Source organism: Citrobacter sp. XY323 (genome assembly GCF_025106035.1).
GTDB classification, from domain to species: domain Bacteria; phylum Pseudomonadota; class Gammaproteobacteria; order Enterobacterales; family Enterobacteriaceae; genus Citrobacter; species Citrobacter braakii.
The window spans coordinates 448,295-465,548 of the sequence record NZ_JANYUK010000006.1; the positions used below are offsets into that span (position 1 = coordinate 448,295).

The window sequence follows — 17,254 nt, forward strand, 5'->3', positions numbered from 1 at the left end:
CACCCTTGTATTATTGTCCGATATTTCGCAGTTTTTTTCCTGCCATCAGGTTTTGCTCAATGCGCTCCAGTGAAATATTTTTTGTTTCAGGCACAAAAAGATAGATGATCACGAGGGCGACAATATTCAGTAGCGCATATAAATAAAATGTATGGGCGCTACCTAAACTATTTAGCAATGACAGGAAGGTTGCACTGACAATCATCCCGGCGATGTGACAGGTAAAAGTGGAGCAGGTGATACCAAATTCTCGGCCTTTCAGCGGTTGAATCTCAGAGCACAATAACCAGATAAGCGGCCCGGCAGACATGGAGAAGCCGACGATAAACAGCAACAGCATGGTAACCGTGATACCTTTCTCCAGCGCTGATAACGCATCACCACCCAGCAACGTCCCTACGATGCTCATAGCGAAACCCATCGTGATAAAACCAGCGTACAGCATTGGTTTTCGTCCCCAGCGATCGACGAAGCCGACGGCAATAAAGGTGGCGAGCGTCATCACGAAGCCCACAATAACCGTGCCCCACATCTGCTCGGCTGTTGAAGTGAAGCCAATTTCATGGAATATACGCGGCGCGTAATACATCATCACATTTACGCCAGAGAACTGCTGCATGATTTGCAAAATAATTCCCAGGCTAACACTGCGACGAAAATTCCTGTTTTCTTTGAATAAATTCCAGCCTTGTTGCTTAACGTTGAGCTGTTCTTTAATTTCGCTAAGCTCATTCTCCACCTCTTCACGGCTATTACGCAGGCGGATTAACACTATCCGAGCCTCCTCTTCACGGCCATGCATCATGAGCCAGCGCGGGCTGCGCGGCAGGAATAGCGCTCCGAACAGAAAGACCAGTGAAGGGATGGCGACAACCAGCAGCATACCGCGCCAGTTGCCGCTGTAGCTAAAGGCGGTATTGGTCAGAAAAACCAGCAAGATGCCTAGCGCAATCATCAATTGATAGGCTGATATCATTGCACCGCGAATGTTTTTTGGCGTTATTTCAGAAAGATAGAGTGGTGTCGCATAAGATGCGACACCCAGACCGACGCCGAGGATCAGCCGTCCGACGATGAGCATCCCTGGGCCAACTGCGCAGGTGCAAATAATCGCTCCTATGCAAAAGGAGGCCGCGGCGATTAATAAAGCGTATTTACGGCCCAGGCGATAGGCCAGAAAACCGCTACACAGAGTTGCGACGGCGGCGCCGACCATCATTGAACTGACCACCCACTCCTGCTGGCTATCCAGCAGTTGATACTCTTTAGCGATCAGCGGTAGAGCGCCGGAAATGACGCCGATATCCAGGCCAAATAACAGCCCTGCGAGCGCAGCCAACAGGCAAATCCAGATGACTTGGGGGCGCGTTTTATGTTTTTTGGCCGCAGTTGGAAGCGTACTATCTAATGTCATGATATAAGTACCTTTGTTTGTATGATTATTTTTCAGGGCTTTTTGTTTTAATACTTAATCGATTTCGTATTGTTTTATGCTAGATCTGAAAAATAATGATTTCAATGGTTGTAACTGCATAATTGTGATCGTTGCTACACAATAAAGTCGTGTCGAAATGTTTTTTATTGTCACGTAAAAACTAATCAGTTAAATTGGCAGGAATATCCTTGTTCAGAGCTATTTAGTCCATAATAAATATGAATATAAAAGAGCTAGCGGCGTATCTTAATCTTTCGACAGCGACGGTTTCGAAAGCGCTAAATAATAAAAGTGATATTAGTAACCACACCCGTAAAAAGGTACTGGAAGCGGCGGATAAACTGGGTTACCGGCCAAATGCATCAGCCCGCTATTTGCGTAGTGGTAAAACAGGGGTCGTGGCTCTGCTGCTGCCTGCAGCGGATGATGGCAATATCCATACCGCCTCGTTCTTTATGGCTATCGCCAGGGGGCTACAGGCTAGTTTAAAAGAGAGTGCCATCGATCCGGTCATCCATATTTCTACCGATCGCGAAAGTGAGCTACAACTGCTGCATAAAATTGTTGAGCAGAACCGTGCTGACGCGATTATCCTGACAGACACTCGTATTGATGATGAACGGATCCTTCTGCTTGATGAACTAAAGTTTCCCTTTGTGACGATGGGGCAAAGCCGCTCGCTGGGCGGGAACTTCAATTGGGTCGATTTTCATCATGAGGAGATGGGGAAACAATGCGTGCGTGCGGCACTGCGTCTCGGAGCGCAACGTATTGCCATTGCGACGCTTGGCCCGGACAGTATGCATGGCCGTCAGTTCTTGACCGGCTGTTTGCAGGCGTTGGCGGTGCAAGGGATTCATTACCATGACGGGTTGGTTTTCTTTGGCAGCGTAGCTGAATCTTCCGGTGAAGAGGCCGCGCGGCAATTTCTACAGCAGCCAGAGCGGCCTGATTTCATTATTTTCATCAACGACTTTTTACTGATGGGGGCGAGTCACTATCTGGCCTCGTTACCCGAGTGCGGACTCAATGAAAAAAACATGCTGTGTGCCACGGCAAGCAGCGATTTTTCTGTGCGAGTGGTGTCGTCGAGTTGTCTCTTTACCGTTGATCACGAAGAGGTTGGGCGGCAACTGGGGCTGGCGATATTGAGAGTCACTAAAGGGGAAAACCAGGCAAAATCAGTGTTGCTGACGTTGCCGGTAAAAGAGTAAGCGAAGCTTGCTGGTTCCGCAGCGCGGCTATTTAACGTAAGCCAACAGGCTCAGGGAGTCACGTGCCAGCGCTTTGCATTTCTTGGCCGTTGGGATGCCTATACCGCTGAGGTCGCGGTAGCTGTCTTCACCCAACGCTTTCATATTGAAGGTGTCGTAATTGCTCAGGTCCCACTGGTTTTGCTGGGCAAAAAAGACCAGTGCGCGACGAATCTGCCCATTTGGCAAATTCTGGTATCCACAGTCATTTTTCAGAAAAACAAAAACTGCCGTTAAATCGGCCATATCTTCGGCTTCGGACTCACTAAGCGCGTAGCTGTTTGCGCATACGGCCATCAGGCTGCCGAACAAAACGGTTCTGAAAAACGTCTTCATTGCTTCTACCACTGCATCACGGAATTTAAACGTTAGCACACTGCGAGCGAAGCGACGACCTTTATTATTAGCCGTTTACTTGACCTTCCCGTAAGGGGAAGGCTTATGCTTAAAAGATAGCCTGCTTAAGCTGCTGAATATAAGGAAGTGATTATGCAACGTCGTGACTTTTTAAAGTACTCCGTGGCGCTGGGCGTCGCGTCAGCGTTACCTCTGTGGAGCCGGAGCGTATTTGCTGCAGACCGTCCCGCATTACCCATTCCAGACCTGTTAACCGCAGATGCCTCTAACCGTATGCAGCTGATCGTGCAAGCCGGACAGTCGAGTTTTGCCGGTAAAACAGCCACGACCTGGGGATATAACGGCAGTTTGCTCGGGCCGGCAGTCAAGCTGAGCAAAGGGCAATCGGTGACGGTGGATATCCATAACCAGCTTGCCGAAGAGACGACGTTGCACTGGCACGGGCTGGAAATCCCCGGTGAAGTCGACGGTGGCCCGCAAGGTATTATTCCGGCGGGTGGGAAACGTTCTGTGACCTTCACACCGGATCAGCGCGCGGCAACCTGCTGGTTCCACCCGCATCAGCATGGGAAGACCGGTCATCAGGTGGCGATGGGCCTGGCCGGACTGGTGCTGATTGAAGATGAAGAGATTCGCAAGCTGCTGCTGCCTAAGCAGTGGGGCATTGATGATGTGCCGGTGATTATTCAGGATAAACAGTTCTCTGCTGATGGTCAGGTTAACTATCAACTGGACATCATGACCGCTGCCGTCGGCTGGTTTGGCGATACGCTGCTAACCAATGGGGCGATTTATCCTCAGCATGCTGCACCGCGCGGTTGGCTACGCCTGCGTCTGCTAAATGGTTGTAACGCACGCTCACTGAATATCGCGGCCAGCGACAATCGTCCTTTGTACGTTATTGCCAGCGACGGCGGACTGTTGGCGGAGCCAGTAAAAGTAACCGAACTTCCTATGCTGATGGGCGAACGCTTTGAAGTGCTGGTGGATGTGAGCGACGGTAAAGCGTTTGATCTGGTCACTCTGCCTGTGGGTCAGATGGGCATGGCGATTGCGCCATTTGATAAGCCGCATCCGGTGATGCGCGTTCAGCCGCTGCTGATTACCGCTTCCGGCACGTTGCCGGATACGCTGACATCCATGCCGGCGCTGCCATCGCTTGAGGGACTGACGGTGCGCAAACTGCAATTATCGATGGACCCAATGCTCGACATGATGGGCATGCAAATGTTGATGAAGAAGTACGGCGCTCAGGCTATGGCGGGTATGGATCATGGCAAGATGATGGGCCATATGAATAATGACAATATGGGCCACGGGAACATGAAGCATGGCAATATGAACCACGGTGAGATGGGGAATATGCAGCATGGTGACATGGGCAACATGAAGCATGGAACATTCGATTTCCATAATGCCAACCGGATTAATGGTCAGGCGTTTGATATGAATAAACCGATGTTTGCCGCGGCGAAAGGTCAACACGAACGCTGGGTAATTTCCGGTCAGGGCGACATGATGCTGCATCCGTTCCACATTCACGGCACGCAGTTCCGTATTCTGTCTGAAAATGGCAAAGCACCTGCTGCGCACCGCGCGGGATGGAAAGATACGGTGCGGGTTGAGGGCGGCGTGAGCGAGGTGCTGGTGAAATTTGACCACGACGCGCCAAAGGAACATGCCTATATGGCGCACTGCCATTTGTTAGAGCATGAGGATACCGGGATGATGCTCGGTTTTACCGTATAAACAGCGGCGGATAGCGGTGGCGCTATCCGCTAAATGTTTATTCCAAAAACGGATTATTACTCTATCGTCGAGTAAAAGCATTCATATACTGATGAGGTTAATCACTCATCACGAGGTATTCATGACCCTTTTGCGTAAAGTACTGACGGCATCTTTTATTATGCTTCTGGCGGTTTCGGCACAGGCTGCGATGAAGATGGAACGCCAACAGATTTCAAAACTGAATTTAAGTCTCGAAATTCCGCAGACGCTCACGCCGATGCCGGACGAAATGGCAAAAATCAAATACCCTTCTGAAAACCGTCCACAGGTGATTTACGGTGACGAACGCGGTAAAGCGTCTCTAGGGATTACCGCCGGGCGCAACGCGTTGCCTGCCGCTCAGTTGGATATGGCAAAGGATGCGACACTGAAGATGCTGACCAACTTCAAGCCGCAGGCGGAACCTGTCACGGTTGATGGACATAAAGCGTGGCTGATTACTTTCCGTTCTCAAGCGCCGGATACTGAAATTCTCAATATGCTGCTGATTACCTCGCAAAACGAGAAAGCGGTGCAGGTCTCCTTCAATATGACCAAAGATCTGGTGGCTCAGTATCAGGAAGCCGCAAAAGCGTCGTTACTGTCACTGAAGTTTGAATAAAAAAACGCCCGCTGATTAGCGGGCGTTGTCCATTTTACTTCGCGTCGTCCGGCAACGCGTATGCCACGATATAATCGCCCATCTTAGTGCCAAATGAGCCGTGGCCCCCGGCGGATATCACCACATACTGCTTACCGTTAACTTCATACGTCATCGGCGTTGCCTGGCCGCCTGCCGGAAGCCGACCCTGCCACAGTTTTTCACCGTTGCTCATGTTGTATGCGCGCAGATAGTTATCGGCAGTCGCGGCTATAAACAGCACGTTACCCGCGGTGGAGATAGGTCCACCCAGCATCGGCATCCCCATATTGAACGGCACCGGAACCGGCATTGGGAATGGCATGCTGTCCTGTGGCGTACCAATGCGTTTTTTCCACACCACTTGATTGGTTTTCAGATCTACGGCGGAAATGTAGCCCCATGCTGGCTGTTTACACGGCAGACCAAATGGTGAAAGGAACGGATTGAGCGTTACGCCGAACGGTACGCCGTACTGCGGCTGAATACCGGACTCCGTGCCAGTACCTTTGGCATCTTTCGGCGGCTCCATCGGATTGCCGGGACCGCGTGGGATCAGCTTAGAAACGAACGGCAGCGCCATCGGGTTGGCAATGGCTACCTGACGGTTGGGATCAACGGAAATACCGCCCCATTCGAACATGCCGAGGTTACCCGGGAACACCAGAGTGCCTTGCTCTGAAGGCGGGGTAAAAATGCCTTCATAGCGCAGCTGGTGGAACATTACGCGGCACACCAACTGGTCAAACATGGTTGCGCCCCACATATCCGCACCACTGAGATCTTTTTGCGGACGGAAACTGAGATCGGAGAACGGCTGGGTTTTGCTGACATAATCACCTTTGGCTGCACCTTGCGGCACCGGTTTTTCCGGGGCAGGCACCACCAGTTCACCATTACGGCGGTCGAGCACAAAGATATTACCGGTTTTTGCCGGGGCATAAATGACCGGAATTTTCTCTCCATTGACGTTGATATCCGCCAGGGTTGGCTGCGCCGGCAAGTCCATATCCCACAGATCGTGGTGAACGGTCTGATAGCTCCAGGCCAATTTCCCGGTCGTGGCATTTAACGCCAGAATGGCGCTGGCGTAACGTTCCTGTTCCGGTGTGCGGTTACCGCCCCAGATATCCGGCGTGGTAACGCCCATGGGCAGATACACCAGATCCAGCTTCGCGTCGTAGGCCGCAGGCGCCCAGGAGTTGGGTGAGTTAAAGGTGAAGGTATGTTCATCTGACGGGATGAAATTAGGATCCTTGGCACCGGGATCAAACGCCCACAGAAGCTTGCCGTTATTGACGTCAAAACCACGTATCACCCCGGATGTTTCGCGGGTTGAGTAGTTATCGGTTACCGACCCGGCAATAACGATAGTTTTATCGGTGATTATCGGGGGAGACGTCGGTTCGTACAGGCCCGGTGAGGTATCTGGCATATTGGTCTGCAGATTCAAAATACCTTTATTGGCGAAGGTTTCGCACAGCTTGCCGGTCTCGGCATTCAAGGCAAACAGTCGACCATCATTGACCGGCAAAAGGATGCGGCGCGGACAGTCGGCCATCACCTCTGCAGAAGCTGTATCCGGTCTGGCTTCATGATAAGAAACGCCGCGACAGGTTACGTGCTGGAAGCTGGTATTGGTATTGAGTTGGGGATCGAAATGCCACTTCTCTTTCCCGCTGGCCGCATCCAGGGCGAACAGCCGCTGATGGGCGGTACACAGATAAAGAGTATCCCCCACTTTTATTGGCGTGACTTCATTGGTGATTTCACCGGGATCGTTGGGTTGTTTTAAATCCCCGGTACGAAATACCCAGGCTTCTTTCAACTGATGAACGTTGTCAGCGTTAATTTGTTTTAACGGTGAGTAGCGCTGACCTTCCTGATTGCGACCGTAAGCCGGCCAATCCTCGTCGGCAACCGCTGAGATTGCATCGGCCTGAGAGGTATCTGCACTCAGCGTGCCGTGAACCTCTTGTGGATCGTTGAAGCCAGCCCAGGTCAGGATACCGCCGCTAATCAGCAGGGCCACCACCAGCGCCGCTACTGCGCCACTGGAAGGGATAATCAGGCGATGCCAGACGAAAGGCAGGATAAGCCAGATACCAAAGAAGACCAGGATGTCGCTACGCGGCGTCAGCGCCCAGAAATCAAAGCCGACTTCCCAGACGCCCCAAATCATGGTGGCGAGAAGCAGGGCGGCATACAGCCAAAGGGCGGATCGGTTACTGCGCCACAGCAGGAGAGCCACACCGAGCATGGCAAGGCCCGCGATCGGGTAATACCAGGAGCCACCGATGGCGACCAGCCAGCCTCCACCTATCAGGAGATATAGTCCACAAAGTGCCGCAAACAGGGCGCTCAGGGTCACGATAAGCCGTTGAGAACGTACGTTGTTATTTGCCATAAAAAATACCATCACAGGTGTTATTTCTTTAATAGCAGTTAATTATAGGAGCTAAAACGCGTGATAAACGTCACATTATGAACTTTATCAACAGATGCCGCGTATGAATGCTTTTGCTGGTATACTGCGTGCCTTGCGCTTAGATGCTGGCTTATTAAAAGTTAGCATTGAGTGATTTGTTTTTAAATCATATGGTTAGAGATATGAAACATACTGTTGAAGTCATGATCCCGGAAGCGGAGATCAAAGCGCGTATTGCTGAACTGGGACGTCAGATTAACGAACGTTACAAGGACAGCGGCAGCGATATGGTGCTGGTTGGTCTGTTACGCGGCTCATTTATGTTTATGGCCGACCTGTGCCGTGAAGTGCATGTCTCCCACGAAGTCGATTTCATGACTGCTTCCAGCTATGGCAGCGGAATGTCCACCACGCGCGATGTTAAAATCCTGAAAGACCTGGATGAAGACATTCGTGGCAAGGACGTGCTGATTGTCGAAGACATCATCGACTCCGGTAACACGTTGTCCAAAGTGCGTGAGATTCTGAGCCTGCGCGAGCCGAAATCCCTGGCTATTTGTACGCTGCTGGACAAACCTACCCGTCGTGAAGTGGATGTTCCGGTTGAGTTTATCGGATTCTCTATCCCAGATGAGTTTGTTGTCGGCTATGGCATTGACTATGCCCAGCGTTATCGCCATTTGCCGTACGTTGGCAAAGTGGTGCTGCTGGACGAGTAATGTCGGGAGCGCCTGATGGCGCTTTGCTTATTCGGCCTGCACGATACTTCCCCGCAGGCCGAAAAGCGACTTAAGCGTCGCTGCCGCTTGTTGGTATCTGCTTGTGATTGGTATGTTTCTGGCTGAGGTTAGACAGCCCCTGGCGATAGCGCTGCTCCAGCGTCTCGCGACTGGTGGCGGTGACGTCCAGATCGCGCAGCAGGCCATCATGAATACCGTAAGCCCAGCCGTGAATGGTAACTTTCTGACCGCGCTTCCAGGCTGAACGCATGATGGTTGAGTGGCCCAAGTTGTAGACCTGCTCCATTACATTCAGTTCGCACAGGGTGTCAATGCGACGTTCCTGCGGCATTTCGCCCAGCAGTGAACTGTGTTTAAACCAGATATCGCGAATATGCAGTAACCAGTTATCAATCAGCCCCTGTTCTTTATTTTCAATAGCCGCCTGTACGCCACCACATCCATAGTGGCCGCAAATAATAATATGTTCCACTTCCAGCACATCCACCGCATACTGAACCACTGAGAGACAGTTCAGGTCGGTGTGAATAACCAGATTGGCAACATTACGGTGAACAAATAATTCACCCGGCTCAAGACCGGTTAAACGTTCTGCGGGAACGCGACTGTCGGAACATCCAATCCATAAAAAGCGCGGATTTTGTGCGTGAGTCAGCGTTTCAAAAAATCCGGGATCCTCTTCTACCAGCATCTTTGACCATAGCGCGTTGTTGCTGATGAGTGTATCTATGTCTTTCATGGAGGCTGTAACCAATTGAATTGCGTTGCGCTAATATAGGGTAACTCCTGATTTATTAAAACCAAATATCAAGCATTAGAATGTAAGGTAAGTAAAAAACCATGACCATTGCTCTGGAACTTCAACAACTTAAAAAAACCTATCCCGGTGGCGTTCAGGCGTTACGCGGAATAGATTTGCAAGTCGAAGCGGGGGATTTTTATGCGCTTTTGGGACCGAATGGCGCAGGCAAGTCCACCACCATCGGGATAATCAGCTCGCTGGTGAATAAAACCTCTGGGCGGGTGAGCGTCTTCGGATACGATCTTGAAAAAGATACCGTTAATGCGAAACGCCAGCTTGGTCTGGTACCGCAGGAGTTTAACTTTAACCCGTTTGAAACCGTGCAGCAGATCGTAGTCAACCAGGCGGGTTATTACGGCGTTGAGTATAAAGAAGCGGTCAAACGCAGCGAACTATATTTAAAGCAGCTCGATTTATGGGAAAAACGTAACGAGCGCGCGCGCATGCTCTCCGGCGGGATGAAACGCCGTCTGATGATTGCCCGCGCACTAATGCACGAGCCTAAATTACTCATCCTTGATGAACCGACGGCGGGGGTCGACATTGAGCTGCGTCGTTCAATGTGGGGTTTTTTAAAGGATTTAAACGACAAAGGCACCACGATTATTCTGACCACTCACTATCTCGAAGAAGCGGAAATGCTGTGTCGCAACATCGGCATTATTCAGCACGGCGAGCTGGTGGAAAACACCTCGATGAAGAGCCTGCTCTCTAAGCTGAAATCCGAGACCTTTATTCTCGATCTGGCACCGAAAAGCCCGCTGCCAAAACTGGAGGGCTATCAATACCGGCTGGTGGATACCTCCACGCTGGAAGTGGAAGTCCTGCGTGAACAGGGGGTCAACAGCGTGTTCTCACAGCTGAGCGCCCAGGGCATTCAGGTATTGAGTATGCGAAACAAAGCGAACCGACTGGAAGAACTGTTTGTTTCTCTGGTGCATGAAAAACAAGGAGATCGCGCATGATGCAGCTTTATTGGGTTGCGCTGAAAAGCATCTGGGCGAAAGAGATCCACCGCTTTATGCGTATCTGGGTCCAGACTCTGGTTCCTCCCGTCATTACTATGACGCTCTATTTTATTATCTTTGGTAACCTGATCGGCTCGCGTATCGGCGAAATGCATGGTTTTAGCTACATGCAGTTTATCGTGCCAGGGCTGATTATGATGGCGGTAATTACCAACTCGTACGCTAACGTGGCATCGTCATTCTTCAGCGCCAAGTTTCAGCGCAACATTGAAGAGCTACTGGTCGCTCCGGTACCGACGCACGTGATCATCGCCGGTTTTGTTGGCGGCGGCGTGGCGCGTGGCCTGTGCGTAGGGATCCTGGTAACAGCGATTTCGCTGTTCTTTGTGCCGTTCCAGGTGCATTCCTGGGTCTTTGTGGCGCTTACGCTGGTGTTAACGGCGGTGCTGTTTTCGTTGGCCGGTCTGTTGAACGCGGTTTTCGCTAAAACCTTTGACGATATCAGCCTGATCCCAACCTTCGTGCTGACTCCGCTGACCTATCTGGGCGGCGTTTTCTATTCGTTAACGTTGCTGCCGCCGTTCTGGCAGGGACTGTCCCATCTGAACCCGATTGTCTACATGATTAGCGGTTTCCGTTACGGCTTCCTGGGGATCCACGATGTTCCGCTGGTCACGACCTTTGGCGTGCTGGTGGTGTTTATCGCGGCGTTTTATTTGCTGTGCTGGTACCTGATTCAGCGCGGACGCGGCCTGCGCAGCTAAGTCTTTCTTCCTCTCCTTGCCCGGGAGAGGAAGACTTTTGATGCTTATCACCATTACGGATTTATCACCCTGATAAACTACTTGCCTGCTAAGGAGGTAGGCAATGCTAGGTTGGGTAATTACCTGTCATGATGATAAGGCACAGGATATGCTGCATCGTCTGGAGAAAAAGTACGGCCCGTTGGTTCAATGCCAGGCGGTGAGTTTTTGGCGTGGGCTTAGCTCGAATATGCTAAGTCGCATGATGTGCCATGCCCTGCATGCTACAGACTCTGGCGAGGGTGTGATATTCCTGACGGATATGGCCGGGGCTGCGCCTTACCGCGTGGCTTCGTTAATGAGCCATAAACATCCCCAGTGTGAAGTGATTTCAGGTATCAGTTATCCATTGCTTGAGCGAATGCTTTCGTCGCGGGAATCGATGAGCAGTTCTGCGTTTCGTGACAGCATCGTTGCGCTTGGCGGGCCCGAAGTCTCTAGCCTCTGGCATCAACAACAGAAAAATCCCCCCTTCGTGTTGAAGCATGATTTGTATGAGTATTAATCATTGGTATTGATGGCGCTTTTGCTACAATAGCCGGGGTTTCTCGCCTCGGTTATCTCATATGGTGATGCGCGTTCTGCTTGTTTTATTGCTCCTGTTTTCTGGCAGCATAGCTGCGGCTTTGCCTGCTCGCTACATGCAAACCACCGAAGCGGCCGCCGTGTGGGCGCAGATTGGCAACAAGATGGTGACGGTAGGAAATATTCGCGCCGGGCAGATCCTCGCCGTTGAGCCAATTGCGGCAGACTATTACGAATTTACCTTTGGTTTTGGTACCGGGTTTATTGATAAGGGGCATCTGGAGCCTGTGCAGGGGCGGCAGAAAGTCGATGATGGTCTGGGCGATCTCAATAAACCCCTCAGCAACCAAAGCCTGATCACCTGGAAAGATACGCCGGTTTATAACGCTCCGGATGTTGGTAGCGCCCCGTTTGGCGTGCTGGCGGATAATCTGCGTTATCCGGTTATCAGCAAGCTTAAAGACCGTCTCAACCAAACCTGGTACCAGATCCGTATTGGCGGCAGACTGGCCTATATCAGCGCTCTGGATGCGCAGGAAGACAACGGTATCCCGGTGTTAACCTATCACCATATTCTGCGCGATGAAGAGAATACCCGTTTTCGCCACACCTCCACGACAACCTCCGTACGCGCCTTCAGCAACCAGATGGCCTGGCTACAGGACCGAGGCTACACCACGTTGACGATGTACCAACTGGAAGGCTATGTTCGCAATAATATGAATCTCCCGGCGCGGGCGGTGGTGCTGACTTTTGATGATGGTCTGAAGTCGGTGAGTCGTTATGCTTACCCGATTCTGAAGCAGCACGGCATGAAGGCAACGGCGTTTATTATCTCCTCACGTATCAAGCGCCACCCGCAGAAGTGGGATCCTAAATCACTGCAGTTTATGAGCATCGCGGAACTGAATGAGATCAGGGACGTGTTCGACTTCCAGTCGCATACCCATTTTTTACATCGGGTTGATGCGAATCACCGGCCAATCCTGCTGAGTCGCAGCTATCACAATATTCTGTTTGATTTTGCCCGTTCGCGTCGGGCGTTGTCTCAGTTTAACCCTCACGTTCTTTATCTTTCTTACCCGTTTGGCGGCTATAACGCCACCGCAGTAAAAGCGGCAGGCGACGCGGGATTCCACATGGCGGTCACCACGGTGAGAGGGAAGGTTAAACCGGGGGATAATCCGTTCTTATTGAAAAGACTTTATATTTTAAGAACGGATTCGCTGGAGACGATGTCGCGGCTGATAAGTAATCAGCCGCAGGGGTAAGGGCTGTCAGGCAACCTGTACCGGAATGGCTTTCGCGGTGCGCTTCATTTCGTTGTCGCCTTCAAAATAGGCCACTTTCGGACGCCAGGTGCGGGCTTCTTCATCAGACATGGTGACGAAGCTGGCGATAATCACAATGTCGCCGACTTCAGCACAGTGTGCCGCTGCGCCGTTCACCGAGATGATTCTGGAGCCGCGTTCAGCCGCAATCGCATAGGTTGAGAAACGTTTACCGTTGGTCACGTTCCAGATATCAATAGCTTCGTTTTCCAGAATACCAGAGGCATCGAGGAAATCCTGGTCGATGGCGCAGGAGCCTTCGTAGTGCAGGTCCGCCTGCGTGACTTTTACGCGGTGGAGCTTGCCTTGCAGCATGGTGCGAATCATAACTTCTATACCCTGTCGTTTACCTTGGCTAAGCAGGTACTACTGGCCTGCTTTGAGAAATTCTCAGGCAGTATTGCCTGATTTTTAACCCCTGTCTACTGGGCTAATGTAACGCTTTGATTATCGATCAGACGTGCCTGACCCAGCCAGGCGGCGGCCAGAATCACCGCGCGTTTACTGGTTTCCGTCAGCTCCAGCAGCGTGTCGGCATCACGAATCTGAATATCGTCGGCACGGAAGCCTTTTTCATTCAGTTCCTGCTCGGCAATGGCAATAATCTCTTCCTGGTCACGATGGCCGGCAAGCAGCTTTTCAGCGATGCCGTTCATCACTTTGTGCAGACCCGGCGCAATTTTTCGCTGCTCTGCGGTCAGATAGCCGTTACGTGAGCTAAGCGCCAGACCGTCTTTGGCGCGAATAATCGGCACGCCAACGATCTCAATGTCATAACCCAGATCCGCCACCATTTTGCGGATCAGTGCGAGCTGCTGGAAATCTTTCTCGCCAAAGCAGGCGATATCTGGCTGGATCAGGTTGAACAGCTTGCTGACGATAGTGGAAACGCCACGGAAGTGGCCTGGACGGCTGGCGCCTTCCAGCATGGTGGAGAGACCGGGAACTTCAACGAACGTCTGGCCTTCCAGCCCCTGCGGGTAGATTTCCTCAACGGCTGGCGCAAAAACATAATCGACTTTACGCTTGTTCAGCTTTTCACAATCTTCCTGCAGCGTGCGTGGATAACGCACCAGATCGTCCGGTCGGTCAAACTGCATCGGGTTGACGAAAATGCTGACGATCACCACATCAGCCCGCGCTTTTGCCTCATCGACCAGCTTCATATGGCCGTCGTGCAGGTTGCCCATGGTGGGAACCAGAGCGACGCGTTTGCCTTCCTGACGCAGACGACGAATATGCTGGCGCAGCAGCGGCAGGGTTTCAATGATTAACACGACAAGACTCCTTGAGTTGCCTGAGGAACCGTAGGCCGGATAAGGCGTTTACGCCGCCATCCGGCAACATGCAGCGAACCGCCTGATGGCGCTACGCTTTTCAGGCCGATATATGGCCTGAAAAATTAGTGAAAACTGTGTTCTTCGCCCGGATAAACGCCGGACTCCACTTCAGCCATATACTGCCGCACTGCGGCGCGCATGTCGCCTGCTTCATTGAGGAAATTCTTCGCAAATTTCGGGATGTGGCCACCGGTAATACCAAAGGCATCGTGCATGACGAGGATTTGTCCATCGGTGACGTTACCAGCGCCGATTCCGATAACCGGAATCGACAGCGCTTCGGTGACGCGCTTCGCCAGCTCAACCGGCACGCACTCCAGCACCAGCAACTGAGCGCCAGCGGCTTCTAAGGCCAGCGCGTCATCCAGCAATACCTGCCCGGCGTCGCCGCGGCCCTGAATTTTATAGCCGCCGAAAATATTCACCGACTGCGGTGTTAATCCCAGATGACCGCAAACCGGTACGGCGCGTTCGGTGAGCATTTTTACCGTATCCACCAGCCAGGCGCCGCCTTCAATTTTGACCATATTAGCGCCCGCCCGCATCACCACCGCGGCGTTTTCAAATGCTTGTTCCGGCGTGGCGTAAGCCATAAATGGCAGGTCGGAGAGCAGCAGACAGTTGGGAGCGCCACGACGTACGGCACGAGTGTGGTAAGCAATATCTTCAACGGTGACCGGTAGGGTGGAGTCATGCCCCTGAATCGTCATGCCCAGCGAGTCGCCAACCAGCATCACTTTGATGCCTTCGTCGGCAAATAACTTAGCGAAGCTGTAGTCGTAGGCGGTAATGGTCGCGAAGCGTTTTTTCTCTTGCTTGCATTTCTGCAGCAGTGAAATGGTGGTGGGTTTCATAACATTTCCTGATGATGAAAGTCATATTTATCGGCATTCTAACAGTCACATTCAGGGGGGCAATTGTTTTAAGCAACCGTTTGGCACTAAAGTAGTAAACGCTGAAGGGGAGAGGATACTTTACCAGTGTGCAGGTTTTGCTGCACCAAGATGGGTGAGGTGCTGATGCAGGCTGATACCCTCCGGGAAGATAAGATCAGGTGCGATTTCAGCGAGCGGCCACAGCATAAAACCACGGTTTTTCATGTCGTAGTGCGGCACGGTCAGACGTTCGGTGTTAATCACTTCATCGCCAAACAGCATAATATCGAGGTCCAGAGTGCGCGGCCCCCAGCGTTCGGCTTTACGTACGCGTCCCTGTTGCAGCTCAATGCGTTGGGTATGATTAAGCAATTCTTCGGGAGCGAGAGTGGTTTCCAGCGCCACGGCGGCGTTCAGGTAATCTGGCTGATCCTGTGGGCCTAATGGCGGTGTGCGGTAAAAGGAGGAAACAGCGACGATACGGCTGTCGGGAATGTCGCCAATCGCTTTTACGGCAGCATTAACCTGCTCCAGAGGAGAGGCCAGATTACTGCCGAGAGCGATATAGGCGATGGTCACGCGGAACCTTCACGGCGCGGGGCGCGTTTACGCGGGCGACGATGACGACGGCGCTCCGGTTCTTCGTCGAGTTCGTTGAGCATGCCTTTTTGTTCCGGCGGTGCTGAAACCTGGAATTCTCCCCACCACTGCGCCAGACGCTGCAGCTCAGCGTTGTTTTCCACTTCGGCACGCAGGGCCAGCAGATCGTAAGCGGCGCGGAACTTCGGATGCTCCATCAGCTTCCAGGCGCGTTTGCCCTGGCGACGAGACATGCGTAGCTGCAACTGCCAGATATCACGGGTCAGCGAGGTCAGACGTTTCGGGATCGCCAGCGAGCGGCAGGCTTCATCCAGTACGTCGTTCATCGCCAGTGCGAAGGCATCGTAATAAGCCAGACCGCTTTCCTGGGCAATTTTCTGCGCAGCTTCCAGTAACGGATACCAGAACATGGCGGCGAACAAGAACGCCGGGTTAACGCGCATATCATTGTGGATGCGGTTATCGGTATTCTTCAGCACCTGAGCGATGATGCGTTCCATTGGGCTGTCACCGTCTTCGGTGAAATAGCGCGTAATGGTGGGGAACAGCGGCTGGAACAGGCTGTACTCACGCAGTTTTTTATAGGTTTCATACCCATAGCCCGCCTGTAACAGTTTGAGTGCTTCTTCAAACAGGCGTGCGGGGGGAATATCGTTAAGCAGTGTTGCCAGACGCGGGATTGGCTCAGCGGTTTCCGGGCTGATACGCATGTCGAGCTTGGCGGCAAAGCGCACGGCCCGCAGCATACGTACAGGGTCTTCGCGGTAGCGCGTTTCCGGATTACCGATCAGGCGAACGATGCCCTCTTCGAGATCCTGCATGCCACCAACGTAATCACGCACGGTGAAATCGGCCACGCTGTAATACAGGCTGTTAATTGTGAAGTCGCGACGCTGGGCATCTTCTTCGATGGAGCCGAAGATGTTGTCGCGCAGCAGCATACCGTTTTGTCCGCGCTGTGAGGTTGTGCGATCGGACTCGCTGCCTTCATGATGACCACGGAAAGTTGCCACTTCGATAATTTCCGGGCCAAACATGACATGGGCCAGACGGAAACGGCGACCAACCAGACGACAGTTACGAAACAGTTTTCGTACCTGATCTGGCGTGGCGTTAGTCGTGACATCAAAATCTTTCGGCTTTTTGCCCAGCAAAAGATCGCGTACGCCTCCGCCAACCAGCCATGCCTCGTATCCGGCCTTATTGAGCCTGTACATTACCTTCAGGGCATTTTCACTGATATCTTTGCGGGAGATAGAGTGCTGCTCACGCGGGATTACCGTCATATGTGGACGGGCGACGGCGAGCTCGGCCTCGCGCTCCTCGCGGCTTAGCACCTTGCGGCAAAAATTAGCGACTCGGGTAAAAATAGTGCACCTCGGTAGTG

The 17,254-nt window shown here is 52.2% G+C and carries 17 protein-coding genes; 8 read left to right on the forward strand and 9 right to left on the reverse strand.

The window, feature by feature from the left end:
* Positions 1-10: 10 nt before the first annotated feature.
* A complete protein-coding gene (locus N0B36_RS11605; protein ID WP_103766823.1) occupies positions 11-1,414 on the reverse strand; it encodes a sugar porter family MFS transporter in 1,404 nt (467 codons plus the stop codon).
* Positions 1,415-1,653: 239 nt separating this feature from the next.
* Between N0B36_RS11605 and N0B36_RS11610 the strand changes: the two genes are divergently transcribed.
* Positions 1,654-2,649, forward strand: a complete 996-nt coding sequence (locus N0B36_RS11610) for a LacI family DNA-binding transcriptional regulator (protein WP_103766822.1) — start codon at positions 1,654-1,656, stop codon at positions 2,647-2,649.
* Between the two features lie 27 nt (positions 2,650-2,676).
* Here the strand turns inward: N0B36_RS11610 and N0B36_RS11615 are convergent, their stop codons facing one another.
* Positions 2,677-3,024, reverse strand: coding sequence for a YacC family pilotin-like protein (locus tag N0B36_RS11615; RefSeq protein WP_003018667.1), 348 nt, complete (start codon positions 3,022-3,024; stop codon positions 2,677-2,679).
* A 153-nt stretch (positions 3,025-3,177) separates the two neighbouring features.
* Here N0B36_RS11615 and cueO point away from each other — a divergent pair, with 153 nt between their 5' ends.
* Together cueO and N0B36_RS11625 are read left to right on the forward strand one after the other, a co-directional pair.
* Positions 3,178-4,794: a multicopper oxidase CueO gene (gene cueO / locus N0B36_RS11620; protein ID WP_046275358.1), complete on the forward strand. Its 1,617-nt coding sequence runs from the start codon at positions 3,178-3,180 to the stop codon at positions 4,792-4,794.
* A 121-nt stretch (positions 4,795-4,915) separates the two neighbouring features.
* On the forward strand, positions 4,916-5,437 hold the full coding sequence (locus N0B36_RS11625) for a hypothetical protein (protein ID WP_016155709.1): 522 nt from the start codon (positions 4,916-4,918) through the stop codon (positions 5,435-5,437).
* Positions 5,438-5,471: 34 nt separating this feature from the next.
* Here the strand turns inward: N0B36_RS11625 and N0B36_RS11630 are convergent, their stop codons facing one another.
* The gene (locus N0B36_RS11630; RefSeq protein ID WP_032931273.1) at positions 5,472-7,862 is read right to left on the reverse strand and encodes a glucose/quinate/shikimate family membrane-bound PQQ-dependent dehydrogenase; all 2,391 of its coding nucleotides are present in this window, start codon (positions 7,860-7,862) and stop codon (positions 5,472-5,474) included.
* A 203-nt stretch (positions 7,863-8,065) separates the two neighbouring features.
* On the opposite strand from N0B36_RS11630, the gene hpt reads away from it, so the two are divergent.
* Positions 8,066-8,602: a hypoxanthine phosphoribosyltransferase gene (gene hpt / locus N0B36_RS11635; RefSeq protein ID WP_016151732.1), complete on the forward strand. Its 537-nt coding sequence runs from the start codon at positions 8,066-8,068 to the stop codon at positions 8,600-8,602.
* A gap of 70 nt (positions 8,603-8,672) precedes the next feature.
* Here hpt and can read toward each other — a convergent pair whose 3' ends face one another.
* Positions 8,673-9,362 (reverse strand): carbonate dehydratase, encoded by a 690-nt coding sequence (can, locus tag N0B36_RS11640; protein ID WP_016151733.1) that lies wholly within the window; start codon positions 9,360-9,362, stop codon positions 8,673-8,675.
* Positions 9,363-9,463: 101 nt separating this feature from the next.
* On the opposite strand from can, the gene N0B36_RS11645 reads away from it, so the two are divergent.
* The 4 genes from N0B36_RS11645 to N0B36_RS11660 all read left to right on the forward strand — a co-directional run bounded on the left by N0B36_RS11645 (position 9,464) and on the right by N0B36_RS11660 (position 12,992).
* Complete coding sequence (locus N0B36_RS11645) at positions 9,464-10,390, forward strand: ABC transporter ATP-binding protein (protein ID WP_046275357.1); 927 nt, start codon at positions 9,464-9,466, stop codon at positions 10,388-10,390.
* Positions 10,387-11,157 carry an ABC transporter permease gene (locus N0B36_RS11650; RefSeq protein WP_003829467.1) on the forward strand — a complete coding sequence of 257 codons (771 nt, stop codon included), beginning with the start codon at positions 10,387-10,389 and terminating at the stop codon, positions 11,155-11,157. The genes N0B36_RS11645 and N0B36_RS11650 overlap by 4 nt, the downstream gene beginning before the upstream one ends.
* A gap of 103 nt (positions 11,158-11,260) precedes the next feature.
* On the forward strand, positions 11,261-11,701 hold the full coding sequence (locus tag N0B36_RS11655) for a PTS sugar transporter subunit IIA (protein WP_016151735.1): 441 nt from the start codon (positions 11,261-11,263) through the stop codon (positions 11,699-11,701).
* Between the two features lie 61 nt (positions 11,702-11,762).
* Positions 11,763-12,992, forward strand: a complete 1,230-nt coding sequence (locus tag N0B36_RS11660; protein WP_016151736.1) for a polysaccharide deacetylase family protein — start codon at positions 11,763-11,765, stop codon at positions 12,990-12,992.
* A gap of 6 nt (positions 12,993-12,998) precedes the next feature.
* Here N0B36_RS11660 and panD read toward each other — a convergent pair whose 3' ends face one another.
* From panD to pcnB, 5 genes are all read right to left on the reverse strand, one after another.
* The gene (gene panD, locus N0B36_RS11665; RefSeq protein WP_000621526.1) at positions 12,999-13,379 is read right to left on the reverse strand and encodes an aspartate 1-decarboxylase; all 381 of its coding nucleotides are present in this window, start codon (positions 13,377-13,379) and stop codon (positions 12,999-13,001) included.
* 95 nt (positions 13,380-13,474) lie between these two features.
* A complete protein-coding gene (gene panC, locus N0B36_RS11670) occupies positions 13,475-14,329 on the reverse strand; it encodes a pantoate--beta-alanine ligase (protein ID WP_016151737.1) in 855 nt (284 codons plus the stop codon).
* A 125-nt stretch (positions 14,330-14,454) separates the two neighbouring features.
* Positions 14,455-15,246, reverse strand: a complete 792-nt coding sequence (gene panB, locus N0B36_RS11675) for a 3-methyl-2-oxobutanoate hydroxymethyltransferase (RefSeq protein WP_047498557.1) — start codon at positions 15,244-15,246, stop codon at positions 14,455-14,457.
* Between the two features lie 120 nt (positions 15,247-15,366).
* On the reverse strand, positions 15,367-15,846 hold the full coding sequence (folK, locus tag N0B36_RS11680; RefSeq protein ID WP_019078392.1) for a 2-amino-4-hydroxy-6-hydroxymethyldihydropteridine diphosphokinase: 480 nt from the start codon (positions 15,844-15,846) through the stop codon (positions 15,367-15,369).
* Positions 15,843-17,237, reverse strand: coding sequence for a polynucleotide adenylyltransferase PcnB (pcnB, locus tag N0B36_RS11685; RefSeq protein ID WP_203457720.1), 1,395 nt, complete (start codon positions 17,235-17,237; stop codon positions 15,843-15,845). The genes folK and pcnB overlap by 4 nt, the downstream gene beginning before the upstream one ends.
* Between the last annotated feature and the right edge of the window lie 17 nt (positions 17,238-17,254).